Annotated in this window: 15 protein-coding genes; 11 read left to right on the top strand and 4 right to left on the bottom strand. The window is 71.7% G+C overall.

Annotation, left to right across the window (positions count from 1 at the left end; genetic code table 11):
* Positions 1–31 precede the first annotated feature (31 nt).
* Positions 32–196, bottom strand: coding sequence for a hypothetical protein (locus HHX37_RS07915; protein ID WP_165900481.1), 165 nt, complete (start codon positions 194–196; stop codon positions 32–34).
* 241 nt (positions 197–437) lie between these two features.
* On the opposite strand from HHX37_RS07915, the gene HHX37_RS07910 reads away from it, so the two are divergent.
* From HHX37_RS07910 to HHX37_RS07890, 5 genes are all read left to right on the top strand, one after another.
* Positions 438–1091 (top strand): response regulator transcription factor, encoded by a 654-nt coding sequence (locus tag HHX37_RS07910; RefSeq protein ID WP_111698089.1) that lies wholly within the window; start codon positions 438–440, stop codon positions 1089–1091.
* Positions 1092–1102: 11 nt separating this feature from the next.
* On the top strand, positions 1103–2416 hold the full coding sequence (locus HHX37_RS07905) for a sensor histidine kinase (protein ID WP_259402329.1): 1314 nt from the start codon (positions 1103–1105) through the stop codon (positions 2414–2416).
* 257 nt (positions 2417–2673) lie between these two features.
* Positions 2674–2973, top strand: a complete 300-nt coding sequence (locus tag HHX37_RS07900; RefSeq protein WP_030454398.1) for a DUF4193 domain-containing protein — start codon at positions 2674–2676, stop codon at positions 2971–2973.
* A 19-nt stretch (positions 2974–2992) separates the two neighbouring features.
* On the top strand, positions 2993–3745 hold the full coding sequence (locus HHX37_RS07895; protein ID WP_310737988.1) for a hypothetical protein: 753 nt from the start codon (positions 2993–2995) through the stop codon (positions 3743–3745).
* A 292-nt stretch (positions 3746–4037) separates the two neighbouring features.
* Positions 4038–5441: an alpha,alpha-trehalose-phosphate synthase (UDP-forming) gene (locus tag HHX37_RS07890; protein WP_111698088.1), complete on the top strand. Its 1404-nt coding sequence runs from the start codon at positions 4038–4040 to the stop codon at positions 5439–5441.
* Here HHX37_RS07890 and HHX37_RS07885 read toward each other — a convergent pair.
* The gene (locus tag HHX37_RS07885) at positions 5431–5748 is read right to left on the bottom strand and encodes a DUF4235 domain-containing protein (RefSeq protein ID WP_259402307.1); all 318 of its coding nucleotides are present in this window, start codon (positions 5746–5748) and stop codon (positions 5431–5433) included. The genes HHX37_RS07890 and HHX37_RS07885 overlap by 11 nt on opposite strands.
* 69 nt (positions 5749–5817) lie before the next feature.
* Here HHX37_RS07885 and valS point away from each other — a divergent pair, with 69 nt between their 5' ends.
* From valS to HHX37_RS07855, 6 genes are all read left to right on the top strand, one after another.
* Positions 5818–8361: a valine--tRNA ligase gene (valS, locus tag HHX37_RS07880; protein ID WP_182884952.1), complete on the top strand. Its 2544-nt coding sequence runs from the start codon at positions 5818–5820 to the stop codon at positions 8359–8361.
* 67 nt (positions 8362–8428) lie between these two features.
* Positions 8429–9721: an AI-2E family transporter gene (locus tag HHX37_RS07875; RefSeq protein ID WP_310740299.1), complete on the top strand. Its 1293-nt coding sequence runs from the start codon at positions 8429–8431 to the stop codon at positions 9719–9721.
* Positions 9722–9842: 121 nt separating this feature from the next.
* The gene (gene dut, locus HHX37_RS07870) at positions 9843–10280 is read left to right on the top strand and encodes a dUTP diphosphatase (protein WP_111698086.1); all 438 of its coding nucleotides are present in this window, start codon (positions 9843–9845) and stop codon (positions 10278–10280) included.
* 46 nt (positions 10281–10326) lie between these two features.
* Positions 10327–11007: a DUF3710 domain-containing protein gene (locus HHX37_RS07865; RefSeq protein ID WP_310740298.1), complete on the top strand. Its 681-nt coding sequence runs from the start codon at positions 10327–10329 to the stop codon at positions 11005–11007.
* Between the two features lie 237 nt (positions 11008–11244).
* Entirely contained in the window at positions 11245–11637 is a 393-nt protein-coding gene (locus tag HHX37_RS07860) for an OB-fold nucleic acid binding domain-containing protein (protein ID WP_111698084.1), read from the top strand.
* Positions 11638–11653: 16 nt separating this feature from the next.
* Positions 11654–12322, top strand: coding sequence for a DUF3159 domain-containing protein (locus HHX37_RS07855; RefSeq protein ID WP_111698083.1), 669 nt, complete (start codon positions 11654–11656; stop codon positions 12320–12322).
* Between the two features lie 62 nt (positions 12323–12384).
* Here the strand turns inward: HHX37_RS07855 and HHX37_RS07850 are convergent, their stop codons facing one another.
* Together HHX37_RS07850 and HHX37_RS07845 are read right to left on the bottom strand one after the other, a co-directional pair.
* Positions 12385–13053: a potassium channel family protein gene (locus tag HHX37_RS07850; protein WP_111698082.1), complete on the bottom strand. Its 669-nt coding sequence runs from the start codon at positions 13051–13053 to the stop codon at positions 12385–12387.
* Positions 13053–13721 (bottom strand): potassium channel family protein, encoded by a 669-nt coding sequence (locus tag HHX37_RS07845; RefSeq protein ID WP_111698081.1) that lies wholly within the window; start codon positions 13719–13721, stop codon positions 13053–13055. Before HHX37_RS07845 ends, HHX37_RS07850 begins: the two co-directional genes overlap by 1 nt.
* Positions 13722–13742 lie beyond the last annotated feature (21 nt).

Raw genomic sequence — 13742 nt, 5'->3', positions numbered from 1 at the left:
CGGCGGGCCCCTTCGTCAGGTGATGGCGCGGTCAGCGGTTGATGGAGACGCCGTGATCCTCCGCGAGGCGGTGCAGGTCCTCGATCTCGGCGGTGAGGGTGTCGGCGAGGAAGTCGTCCCCGCTCGTCGTGGCCTCTTCAAGACCCTTGTAGGCCTGGTCGAGCCTGGATTCGATCGTGGTCGTGAACTCGCCCATCTCACCTTCTTTCTCAGGGGGCGGACGTGGCACGGAGACGCCGGCGCGGAATCCGCTCAGGAGAGACGCGCCTACCCCGGCACACGACAATGGAGGGTGCCCGGGCCCATACCCATGACAGGACCCAGCGCAAACCTGTGAATTTCTGTGCTCTACGTCACGTAGAGTGCCGGGGCCGCTTACCGGCGGCTTACGCCGGTCAGGGCCACAATGAGGCGTCCGTACCAGCGAGGAGGACCTGATGCGCGTGCTAGTGGTGGAGGACGAGAGGGTGCTCGCGGACGCGATCGCCACCGGCCTCCGCCGGGAGGCGATGGCCGTGGACGTCGCCTACGACGGCGCGGCCGCCCTGGAGAAGACGGGGTACATCGACTACGACGTGATCGTGCTCGACCGCGACCTGCCGAAGGTCCACGGTGACGAGGTGGCCCGCCGCCTGGTCGCGGAGCGGTCCGCCTCGCGGATCATCATGCTCACCGCGGCGGGCGACGTCGACGCCAAGGTGGAGGGGCTGGAGCTCGGCGCCGACGACTACCTGGCCAAGCCGTTCGTCTTCATGGAGCTCGTGGCCCGGGTGCGCGCGCTCGGCCGCCGGTCCGCGCCGGCGCTGCCGCCCGTGCTGGAGCGGGCCGGCATCCGGCTCGACCCCGGCAAGCGCCAGGTGGCCAGGGACGGCGCGGAGATCCATCTCACCAAGAAGGAGTTCGCGGTGCTGGAGGAGCTGATGCGCGCCGAGGGCGCGGTCGTCAGCCAGGAGGACCTGCTCGACAAGGCGTGGGACGAGAACATCGACCCGTTCACCAACGTGGTCAGGGTGACGATGATGACCCTGCGCAAGAAGCTGGGCGACCCGCCGGTCATCGAGACCGTGCCGGGCGTCGGCTACCGGCTGTGACGCCCGGCCGGATGTCGGACCCGATGGGCACCGGTCCCTACCGCAGCCAGGTTCCGCCGCCGCCCAGCGGGCCGCCCGCCTGGGACGGCCCGCCGCCCCTGGTCGCCCACCCGGTCCAGCGGGCCAACATCCTCGACGAGATGCGGTCGCTGCAGAACCGCGTCAGCATCCGCTGGCGGCTGACCCTCACGTACGCCGCGCTGGTCTTCGTCGCCGGCGCGCTGCTGGTGATGGTCATGTACGTGCTGGTCGGGCATGCGATCAACGTCGGGTGGCAGAGCGTGCCGAAGATCCTGCTGCCGCCGAGCGTGCCGCAGGAGGTGATCGACGAGTTCAACAACAACTACGCCAACCTGCAGGCGGAGGCCACCGCGGCGGCGCGGAGCGAGCTGCTGCAGCGGTCGCTGCTGGCGCTGCTGGGCGTGGGCATCTTCGCCCTGATCCTCGGATACGTCGTGGCCGACCGGGCGCTGCGGCCGATCAAGAAGATGACGGTCACCGCGCGGAAGCTGTCGGAGACCTCCCTCGCCCACGAGCGCATCGACCTCCAGGGCCCCGACGACGAGCTGAAGGAGCTGGCCGACACGTTCGACGCCATGCTCACCCGGCTCAACACCGCCTTCGACGCCCAGCGGAGGTTCGTGGACAACGCCTCGCACGAGCTGCGCACGCCGCTGGCGATCAACCGCACCGTGCTGGAGGTGGCCCTGTCCGACCCCGAGGCGTCGGACGACCTCAAGGTGCTCGGGCGCACGCTCCTCGGCACCACCGCCCGCAACGAGCGGCTCATCGAGGGCCTGCTGCTGCTCGCCCGCAGCGAGCGGGAGCTGTCGGTGCGCAAGCCCGTGGACGTGCAGGAGGTGGCGCGGACGGCGGTGGAGCAACTGGCCGCCTTCGCCGAGGAGGAAGGGGTCACGGTCGAACACGACCTTCATCCCGCCGCCACGACGGGTGATCCGGTTCTCGTCGAACGCTGCCTCTCGAACCTCGTCGAGAACGGCATCAAGCACAATCTTGGTCCCAACGGAAAAGTATGGGTCCGTACGGGAATGGTGGACGGGGGTGCGGTTGTTCAGGTCGCGAACACGGGACCGCACGTTCCCGCGTACGAGGTGGAGAGCCTGTTCGAGCCGTTCCGGCGGCTGAATGCCGACCGGGTCCAATCCGCCAAAGGCGCGGGTCTCGGCCTGTCCATCGTGCGCGCGATCGTCCGGGCGCACGGTGGAACGGTCGTCGCCGTTCCCCGCGACGGGGGCGGGCTCGTGGTGACGGTGCGACTCTCCGGAAACGGGGTTTCTCCGGGGATGCCGCAGTCGGCGCGCTGATGGAGCGTGCGCGCCGTACATGTGGTTGGATGTGCCGTCGAACACGGTGGGGATACCGCCGATACTGTGGTTTTCGCCATATTTGGCTAACCGCAGTCCCCGGCGGTGCACGCCACCCGTGTCGGGAGGTTCAGTGTTCGTTCAAGCGGGTACCGATTGCACGATTTCCCGGCCCCCGCGGGCACAACACCGGCCTCCCGAGCGTTAAGACGCGCGACACGAGCGCAGGCAGATAGATGAGGGGGATGGAGTAGCAGATGGCTACCGACTACGACAGCCCGCGTAAGACCGACGACGACCTCAGCGAGGACAGCCTTCAGGAACTACAGGCGCGCCGGAGCGACAAGTCGTCGGGCAGCATCGACATCGACGAGACCGATCTGGCCGAGTCGCTGGAGCTGCCGGGGGCGGACCTGTCGAACGAGGAGCTCTCGCTTCGGGTGATTCCTCGGCAGGCCGACGAATTCACCTGCTCGCGGTGCTTCCTGGTGCACCACCGCAGCCAGCTGGCCTCGGAGAAGAACGGCCAGCAGGTCTGCCGCGAGTGTGCCGCCTAGGAGACCCTGAGGAGGGTCCGTGACTTCAGACGCGGATCGATCGAACGACGAGGTGGCCGACCTGGTCGGCAAACTCGTGGCCCCTGAGGAGACGGACGGGGCCGAGCGGCGACGGCTGCTCGGCCGCCTCAGCAAGGCCCTGGCGAAGTCCGCAGGAAAGGCGCGCGAGCGCGGGACCGGCCGGGGCCGATGGCTGGCCGACGTCTTCATGAACATCGCCCCGCGGTTACCGATCAGGGACCTGGCGACGCTGCGGGAGCACCACTACGGGCTCACCGGCGATCAGCTCGCCGACGACCTCGTCCGCACCGCCGCCAAGGCGACCACGGCGGTCGGCGCGGTCGGCGGAGCGCTCGCCGCCGCCGAGTTCGCCGCCCCGCCCCTGCTGCTGTCCGCGCCCGCCCAGATCGTCGCCGAGACGCTCGTCGTGGCGGCCATCGAGGTGAAGCTCCTCGCCGAACTCCACGAGGTGTACGGCGTGCAGGTGCCCGGCAACGGCACCCAGAGGGCGGCCGCGTACGCGCTCGCCTGGTCGAAACAGCGGGGTGTCAATCCCCTCGCCCCCGGTTCGGCCACGATCGCGCTCGGCACCGCCGCGAAGACCGCGCTGCGCAACCGGCTGATGCGCACACTCGGCCGGCATCTCACCACCCTCGGCCCCTTCCTCACCGGGGCGGTCGCCGGCGCCGCCCTCAACCGGGCCGCCACCAAGAAGCTCGCCGCCGCCGTTCGCGCGGACCTGCTCCGCGGGCACGCCCTCCCGCCGGGCTGACCCCCGTTCCTCCGGCCGCCTCCGGCCGCCGTCCCCTCCACCGTCTCCCCGCCGTCCGGCACCCCTCGGTGACGGCGGCCGGTCCAGGTGACCATCCCAATCGGCACTCTCCGGCCGTCCCGATGTTCCGGGTAGAGAAGTGTCACCGATTGGTCTAAACCACTTGGCGGACCCCCGTGAGCTGCGTGAGATCATTCTCACAGTTTCAGCTGTGAATTGTGCACGTCATTACGGGTATGGGGTCGCCTGGTGGCTTTCCGTATGGTGGTCACAGGCGACCCTGGAGGGGTTCATGCGTGATGGCACCAGCTCATTTCTGATCGTCGCGAACCGGCTGCCGGTGGACCGCGTGGGTGAGAACGAGTGGCGTCGCAGCCCCGGAGGGCTGGTGACCGCCATCGCGCCCGTCATGCAGCGCCGTGACGGCGCCTGGCTCGGCTGGACCGGCGCGGCGGGAGAGGAGCTCAAGCCGTTCGACCACGACGGCATGCACCTGATCCCCGTTCCGCTGTCCCAGCTCGAGGTCGAGCTGTACTACGAGGGGTTCTCCAACGCCACCCTGTGGCCGCTGTACCACGACGTGGTCGCCACCCCGATCTACTCCCGGGTGCTCTGGGACGCCTACAAGGCGGTCAACGACCGGTTCGCCCGGGCCGCCGCCGAGGCCGCCGCCCCCGGCGCGGTCGTATGGGTGCAGGACTACCAGCTCCAGCTCGTGCCGGCCATGCTGCGCAAGCTGCGGCCCGACCTGAAGATCGGGTTCTTCCTGCACATCCCGTTCCCGCCGGGCGAGCTGTTCTACCAGCTTCCCTGGCGCAACGAGATCCTGGAGGGCCTGCTCGGGGCCGACCTGGTCGGCTTCCAGCGGCCGGGCGGCGCCGCCAACTTCCTGCGCCTGTGCCGCCGCCTGCTCGGCGTGCAGTACCTGCGCAACGAGATCCAGCTCGAGGACCGGACGGTGCGCGCCGAGTCGTTCCCGATCTCGGTCGACTTCGGCGAGCTGGACCAGCTCGTCCGCGAGCCGCGCGTCCAGCAGCGGGCCAGGGAGATCCGGGCCGAGCTGGGCGACCCCGAGCACATGCTGCTCGGCGTCGACCGGCTCGACTACACCAAGGGCATCGGCCAGCGGCTCAAGGCGTTCGGCGAGCTGCTCGACGACGGCTCGGTCAAGCCGGGCGAGGCGGTGTTCGTCCAGGTCGCGACGCCGACCCGGGAGCGGGTCGCCGAGTACATCCGGCTGCGCAACGACATCGAGCTGCGGGTGGGCCGCATCAACGGCGAGCACGGCATGCTCGGCCGTCACCCGATCTCCTACCTGCACCAGTCGTACAACAAGGAGGAGCTGGCCGCCCTGTACTGCGCGGCCGACGTCATGGTCGTCACGCCGCTGCGCGACGGCATGAACCTCGTCGCCAAGGAGTACGTCGCCTGCCGCCACGACCTGCGCGGCGCGCTGGTGCTGAGCGAGTTCGCCGGGGCGGCCGACGAGATGCGCCAGGCCTACATGGTCAACCCGTACGACATCGCGGGCATGAAGCGGGCGATGCTGGCCGCGATGCGGGCGACCCCGCACGAGCTCGCCCGCCGGATGCGGTCGTTGCGGCGCAGGGTCGCCTCGCACAACGTGGACAGGTGGGCCAGCGACTTCCTCACGGCCCTGGAGTCCGGGGAGCCGGCGCCCGCGCCTACGGAGTGAGGTCGCGGGCGGCGTCCTTCCAGGAGCGCCACTTCCTGGCCGCCGCCCGGGTCGCCACGATCCGGGTGACCTCGATGCCGAGCCCCATCACGACGGCGTAGGCGATCGCCTCGCCGAGGCCGATGTCCGGGGAGTCGGCGCTCGCCGGGGGCTCCTTGCCGGTCGCCTTCTCCCAGGCGTACGCCAGCACCTTGCGGGAGGCGAAGCCCACCGCGAGGCCCAGCACTCCGCCGATGATCCGCCACTGCATGTCGGGCTTTTCCGACAGGCCGAGTTCTCGCTTGGCCGCCCGAGCCGTGTCCGCCATGATTCCTCCTCCATAACGACCTTAGTGTCTCCCCTCGGGGAGGCGCGCCACGCCATACCATGTGGTGGCATGACCGAACAGCGACTCCCCGCAACCATGCCCGAGAAACCTGCTCTCGACGGCCTGGAGGCGGTATGGGTAGCCCGCTGGGAGGCCGACGGGACCTACAGGTTCGACCGGTCCCGCGGCAGGGACGAGATCTACTCCATCGACACCCCGCCGCCGACCGTGTCCGGATCCCTCCACGTCGGGCACGTCTTCTCCTACACGCACACGGACACGATCGCCCGTTACCAGCGGATGCGGGGACGCGAGGTCTTCTACCCGATGGGCTGGGACGACAACGGCCTGCCCACCGAGCGCCGGGTGCAGAACCACTTCGGCGTCCGCTGCGACCCCTCCGTGCCGTACGACCCGGACTTCACGCCTCCGGAGAAGCCGGACGCCAAGCGGCAGGCGCCGATCTCGCGCCGCAACTTCATCGAGCTGTGCGAGCGGCTGACCGCCGAGGACGAGAAGGCGTTCGAGGAGCTGTGGCGCCGCCTCGGCCTGTCGGTGGACTGGTCGCTGACCTACGCGACCATCGACGCCGGCGCCCGGGCCGCCTCGCAGCGGGCGTTCCTGCGCAACCTCGCCCGGGGCGAGGCGTACGTCGCCGAGGCGCCCACCCTGTGGGACGTGACGTTCCGCACCGCCGTGGCCCAGGCCGAGCTGGAGGACCGGGAGTGGCCGGGCGCCTTCCACCGCATCGGCTTCGACCTGTCGCCCGCGCAGCGTGAGCAGGGGTTCGGCGAGCGCGTGTGGATCGAGACGACCCGGCCCGAGCTGATCCCGGCCTGCGTGGCCCTGGTCGCCCACCCCGACGACGAGCGCTACCGGCCGCTCTTCGGCACCACCGTGCGCACCCCGGTCTTCGGGGTCGAGGTGCCGGTCGTGGCCCACCACCTGGCCGAGCCGGACAAGGGCTCGGGCATCGCGATGATCTGCACCTTCGGCGACGTGACCGACGTGACCTGGTGGCGCGAGCTCGACCTGCCGACCCGGCCGGTGATCGGCTGGGACGGCCGCCTGCTCCCCGAGCCGCCGCACGGCGTGCCCACCGGGCCGTACGCCGAGCTGGCCGGCAAGACCGTGCACAGCGCGCGCGAGCGCATCGTGGAGATGCTGCGCGAGTCCGGCCACCTGGACGGCGAGCCGCGCAAGATCCAGCGGCCGGTGAAGTTCTACGAGAAGGGCGACCGCCCGCTGGAGATCGTGACCACCCGGCAGTGGTACATCCGCAACGGCGGCAGGGACCTCGCCCTGCGCCGCGCGCTGCTCGACCGGGGCGGGGAACTGGAGTGGCACCCGCCGCACATGCGGGTCAGGTACGACAACTGGGTGGAGGGCCTGGCCGGCGACTGGCTGATCTCGCGCCAGCGGTTCTTCGGCGTGCCGATCCCGGTCTGGTATCCCCTCGACGCCGAGGGCGAGCCCGTCTACGAGGCCCCGATCACCCCGCCGGAGCGGGCGCTGCCCGTCGACCCCTCCAGCGACGTGCCGCCCGGCTATAGCGAGGACCAGCGCGGCAAGCCGCTCGGCTTCGCCGGCGACCCCGACGTCATGGACACGTGGGCGACCTCCTCGCTGACCCCCCAGATCGCCGCCGGGTGGGAGCGCGACGACGACCTGTTCCGCCGCGTGTTCCCGATGGACCTGCGGCCCCAGGCCCACGAGATCATCCGTACCTGGCTGTTCTCGACGGTCGTGCGGTCACACCTGGAGCACGGCGGGCTGCCCTGGCGGCACGCGGCGATCTCCGGGTGGATCCTCGACCCCGACCGCAAGAAGATGTCGAAGTCCAAGGGCAACGTGGTCACGCCCATGGGCCTGCTGGAGGAGCACGGCTCCGACGCGGTCCGCTACTGGGCGGCGAGCGGCCGGCCCGGCACCGACACCGCCTTCGACACGGGCCAGATCAAGATCGGCCGGCGGCTGGCGATCAAGATCCTGAACGCGTCGAAGTTCGTGCTGGGCTTCCGGTCCGAGGGCGGCGGGGAGGTCGTCGAGCCGGTCGACCTGTCCATGCTGGCCGCGCTGCGGACGGTCGTCGACGAGGCCACCGAGGCGTTCGAGGCGTACGACTACACGCGGGCGCTGGAGCGGACCGAGCGGTTCTTCTGGTCGTTCTGCGACGACTACGTGGAGCTGGTCAAGGCCCGCGCGTACGCCGGGGACGCGTCGGCGGTCGCCGCCCTGCGCGCGGCGCTCGGCGTGCTGCTGCGGCTGTTCGCGCCGTTCCTGCCGTTCGTGACCGAGGAGGTCTGGTCGTGGTGGCGGGAGGGGTCGGTGCACCGCGCCGCCTGGCCGTCGCCGCGGGACCTGCCCGAGGCGGAGCGCGGCGACCCCGCGGTGCTGGACGCGGTGGCCGAGGTGCTGCGCCGGGTGCGGCGGGCCAAGTCGGAGGCCCGGCGGTCCATGCGGGCCGAGGTGTCCCGGCTGACCGTGTCGGGGGACCAGGCCGACCTCGTCAGGCTCGCCCAGGACGACCTGTGCGCGGCGGGCAACGTCGAGGAGTTCGTCCTGGAACCCGGCGACGGCCCCCTCGACGCCGTGGCGGAGCTGGCCGCCTGACGCGCCGCCGGCAGACGGAAGGTAAAACGACTGCGCGCCGCACCTCCGGGCATGCCAGGCTGGAGCCGTGATCCCGTCTAAGAGGCGATCCCCCGAGGGGGTGCCGCCGACACTCGCCACGCTGGCGGCGTGGAGCTGGCGGCTGCTGCTGGTGGGCGCGGCGGTCTACGTGCTGGCGATGATCATCGGCAGGATCAGCTTCGTGGTCCTGCCGGTGGCCGTCGCGCTGCTGCTCGCGGCGCTGCTGTACCCGCTCACCAGGCGGCTGCGGGAGGCCGGGCTGCGGCCGATCTACGCGACGTGGATCACGATGCTTCTCGGTCTCGCCGTGATCGTGGGCATCGGCATCCTCATCGGAACCCGGGCGAACGAGGAGTTCCCCCGGCTGGTCGCGCAGATCCAGCTCACCGCGCGCAACCTGCAGAACTGGCTGCTGCACGGCCCCCTTCACCTGAAGGAGGCCCAGATCGCCGACATCGTCGACCAGCTGAGCCGGCAGGTCAACGAGCAGCGCAGCCAGATCACCAGCACCCTGCTGACCGGCGCCACCGCGTTCGTCGAGGTCCTCGCCTCGATCGTCCTGCTGCTCTTCGTGACGTTCTTCCTGCTCAAGGATGGCGACCGCATCTGGGCCTGGTTCCTGCGCGGCTTCGGCCAGGCCGCGCCCCGGGTCGACCGGGCCGGCCGGGCCGCCTGGGTGACGATCTCCCACTACGTGCACGGCACGGTCGCCGTCGCGGCCATCCACGGCATCGTGATCGGCATCGTGCTCGCCGGGATGCGGGTGCCGCTGTGGGCCCCGCTCGCCGTGCTCATCTTCTTCGCGAGCTTCATCCCGATCGTCGGCATCCTCTTCGCGGGCGCGATCGCGACGCTCGTGACGTTCGGCTCACAGGGGTGGGTCTACGCCCTGGTGTTCGTCGGCATCCTCGTGGTCGAGCAGCAGCTGGAGAACCACGTGCTCCAGCCGCTGATCGTCGGCCGCGCGCTGGCCTTCCACCCGCTGGCGATCATCCTCGTCCTGGCCGTCGGCGGTGTGCTCGGCGGCATCGCCGGGGCGGCCGTGGCCGTGCCGCTGACGGCGGTCATCTACCGTGCGCTGCCGGAACTGCGCTCGGAACGGCGCGCCATCGAGTCCTCGGAGACCGGGGGAGACGCGGGCCCTCCGGACGGCCCTCCGGGCCCGGCCGCGGCCGCCCCGGAGGCCGCCCGGGAGCCCGGGCACGCCGGACCCGCGGCCGAGCCCACAGCCGGTTCCGCGGCCGCGGGGGGCGGGGAGGGGGAGGCGGACCGGCCCCCGGGGACGGCGCCCCCGTCCTCCGGCGCGGGAGAGGCGGTGTCGCCCCAGCGCAACGGGTAGGGTCTTGCCTCATGAGCAGCCCTGTGCCGAACGCCACATCGCCGGCTCCGGCGGACCCGGGTCCGGGAGGCGCCGTCCCGGGACACGGCACCGTCCCCCTGCGGGGAGCCGAGGCCGCCGCATGAGCGTCGAGATCCTGATCCACCGGCTCGATCCGGGCCTGCCGCTCCCCGCGTACGCGCACCCCGGCGACGCCGGGGCCGACCTGTACGCGGCGGAGGACGTCGAGTTGCTGCCCGGGGAGCGGGCCGTCGTCCGGACCGGCGTCGCGATCGCGCTGCCGGACGGCTACGCGGCGTTCGTGCATCCGCGTTCGGGCCTCGCCGCCCGGCACGGCGTGACGCTGGTGAACGCGCCCGGCACGGTAGACGCCGGCTACCGGGGCGAGATCAAGGTCACGATGATCAACACCGACGCCAAGGACGCCGTACGGTTCCGGCGGGGCGATCGGATCGCCCAGCTCGTCGTCCAGCGGGTGGAGCGTGCGGCGTTCTACGAGGTGGACCGGTTGCCCGGCTCCGTACGGGGCACGAACGGGTTCGGCTCGACGGGGAGCTGACAGCTCCGGGCACGCACATGCCCGGCACACGCAGGACACGAGGAGAGTGAGCGAAGTGTTTCGACGCCGGCGACGCGCGGAGGAGGAGACCGCACCGGCCGTCGTGCGGGAGGACGGCCCCGCCACGGCGCGGGCGGCGGGCCCCTGGGACGCGGCGGACGACTATCCGGAGGCCGAACGGGTCGACCTGGGAGGCCTGCGCCTGCCCGTCGACCCCCGGTTCGAGATCCAGCTCAGGGTGGACGGCGACCAGATCACCGGGGTGATCGTCCTGCTGGGGGAGAGCCTGCTGCAGGTGCAGGCGGTCGCCGCGCCCAAGCGGAACGGAATCTGGGACGAGATGCGGGCCGACGCCGTCAGGGACGTGACCGCCGCGGGCGGGGCCCTGGAGGAGCGGGACGGCCCCTTCGGCCCCGAGCTCGTGGGCCGGGCTCCCGCGCAGGGCCAGACGGAGCCGCAGCCGGTGCGTTTCCTCGGCGTGGACGGCCCCCGCTGGTTCCTGCAGGCCGTCATCAGCGGCCCGGCGGCGTCCGGCGGGGAGGCCGGCGACGTCCTGGAGGACGTGGTCCGCGGCATCGTGGTGGTCCGCGGCGACGAGCCGATGCCGCCCAGAGAGGTGATCCCGCTGCGTCTTCCGGTGGACCGGCAGCCCGCCGACGAGCAGGCCCCCCACCGGGATGAACTGCGGCCGTTCGAGCGCGGCCCGGAGATCAGCGAGATCCGCTGAACGGCGGCGCCCGGCCCGCCGGGACGTCGCCGCCGGGCCGGGCGGTCCGGCACGCCGGGACCGCGCCCGCGGGCCGTTGACGAATCGGGGGCAAGCCCTGCCCATGCCGTCCTTCTGACCGGCTGGCGTTCTCACGTATGCTGCGGGGAGGCATGGCCCGGGAACGACACCCGGGGTGGAGCCAGACGATGGGTCCCCCCGTGGGGACAGCGAGCGAGGAAGCCGGGTGAGCGACCGATGGACACGCCGGAGCCTGCCAGACGGGGCGGACTGCGGGGTCTCCTGCGGCGGCTGACCACCAGCCAGGCCGAGCTGGAGGCCGCCGAGCTCCAGGAGGACCTGGAGCAGGAGGGGGCCACGCCCATCGCCAGGTGCGGCGAGCGCCAGCGGTCGTGCGTGGCGGGCACGCTGCGCACCGTGACCCTGCGCCCGCGCGGCGGCGCGCCCGCCCTGGAGGCCGAGCTGTACGACGGATCGGACGTGATCGACCTCGTCTGGCTCGGCCGCCGGAAGATCGCCGGGATCGAGCCCGGCCGGGTGGTCCGGGCCGAAGGACTGATCAGCGTCCAGGACGGCCGGAAGGTCATGTTCAACCCCCGCTACGAGCTGCGCCCGGCTGGTGGCCCTTGATCTCTCAGGAGACCGTATGAGCACAGCGGACATGACGGCCCCCGCCGCGCACGCCACCGTTGAGGCGGCCGTTCGTGCCCAGATGAGCAAGGCGCTGGGCGGCAAGCGAGGGATCGTCGAGGCGGCGGTGCCCACGATCGCCTTCACCGGCACGTGGATGGCCACCCAGGACCTCAAGACCTCCCTGATCGTCGGCATCGCCTCGGCGGTGGCGCTCCTGGTGGTGCGGATCGCGCAGCGGACCACGCCGCAGTTCGTGCTCAACAGCCTGGTGGGCATCGGGATCGGCGCGTTCTTCGCCGCCCGCACCGGCGACGCCAAGGACGTCTTCCTGCCCGGGATCCTCTACAACGGGGCCTACGCGGCCGGCATGCTGCTGTCGATCGTGGTCCGCTGGCCGATCGTGGGCTTCCTGATCGGCTCGGTGACCGGCGACCCGACGGCCTGGCACAACGAGCCGGCCCTGGTCCGGCTGTGCGCCCGGCTGACGTGGCTGCTCATGCTGCCCTGCCTGCTGCGGGTGGTGGTGCAGCTGCCGCTCTACCTGGCCGACCACGTGACCGCGCTCGGCGTCAGCAAGATCGTTCTGGGCTGGCCGCTCCAGGTGGCCGGGCTGGCGGCGATGGTGTGGGTGCTCGCCCGGGGCCGTACGCCGATCGAGCCGCCCGCCCAGCCCTCCGTCTGACCCTCCCGGCGGACCGGCCGCCCGGGGCGATGCCCGCGCGGGCGGCGCGGTCGGCGTACGGCTCAGGAGCGGTCGTGGGCCGACAGCAGTTCGGTGAGCTCCTGCTCGACCTCCTGGCTGGCGACGAACAGCAGCTCGTCGCCCGCCTCCAGCGGGTCGTCGGCCGAGGGGACCAGCACCCGGCCCTCCCGCAGGATCGCGACCAGGGCGGAGTCCACCGGCCAGGGAACCGAGCCGGTCCGCTGGCCCACCACCGGGGCGTCCTCGGCGAGGGTGAGCTCCACCAGGTTGGCCTGGCCCTGCCGGAAGGTCATCAGGCGCACCAGGTCGCCGACGCTGACCGCCTCCTCGACCAGGGCCGACAGCAGACGCGGGGTGGAGACGGCGACGTCCACGCCCCACGACTCGTTGAACAGCCACTCGTTCTTCGGGTGGTTGACGCGGGCGACCACCCGGGGCACGCCGTACTCGGTCTTGGCGAGCAGCGAGACCACGAGGTTCACCTTGTCGTCGCCGGAGGCGGCGATGACCACCTGGCAGCCGTTCAGCCCGGCCTCGTCCAGCGAGGAGATCTCGCAGGCGTCGGCCAGCAGCCACTCGGCCCGCGGCACGCTGTCGATCTTGATGGCGCGGGGGTCGATGTCGATGAGCAGGACCTCGTGGCCGTTCTCCAGGAGCTCGACCGCGATGGAGCGGCCGACGGCTCCGGCGCCGGCGATGGTGACGCGCATCAGTGCTCCTCGTCGGACGGCGGGGCGGACAGCGCCTTGTTGACCCGGTCCATGTCGTTCTCGGCGGCGACCAGGTGGAGGATGTCCCCTTCCTGCACCACGGTCGCGTCCCTGGGCACGAGCGCCTCGCCCATCCGGTTGACGAAGGCCACCCGCGCGCCGGTGGCGTCCTCGATCGCCCTGGCCCGGGTGCCGATCCAGCCCTGGTGGAAGGCCACCTCGGCGAGGACGACCGTACCCGTCGGGTCGCGCCACAGGGGCTCGGCGCCCTCGGGCAGCACCCGGCGCAGGATCTGGTCGGCGGTCCAGCGGACCGTGGCGACGGTGGGGATGCCGAGCCGCTGGTAGACCTCGGCCCGGCGGGGGTCGTAGATGCGGGCGACCACGTTGTCCACGCCGAACATCTCGCGGGCGACCCGCGCGGAGATGATGTTGGAGTTGTCGCCGCTGCTCACGGCGACGAAGGCGGCGGCCGAGGCGATGCCGGCTTCCTCGAGGACATCGCGGTCGAAGCCGATGCCGGTGACCCTGCGGCCCCGGAACCCGGCCCGCAGCCGCCGGAAGGCCTGCGGGTCGCGGTCGATGACCGCGACCGAGTGGCCGTTGTCCTCCAGGATGTGGGCCAGGGTCGAACCGACCCGCCCGCATCCCATGATCACGATATGCATGCTCCCCCGCCGTGGGTGTGT

It is taken from the genome of Microbispora sp. H10885, assembly GCF_014161415.1.
In the GTDB taxonomy this organism is placed as follows: domain Bacteria; phylum Actinomycetota; class Actinomycetes; order Streptosporangiales; family Streptosporangiaceae; genus Microbispora; species Microbispora triticiradicis.
Note: the sequence above shows the minus strand (reverse complement) of the source record. Positions and strands in the feature narration are given on the sequence as shown.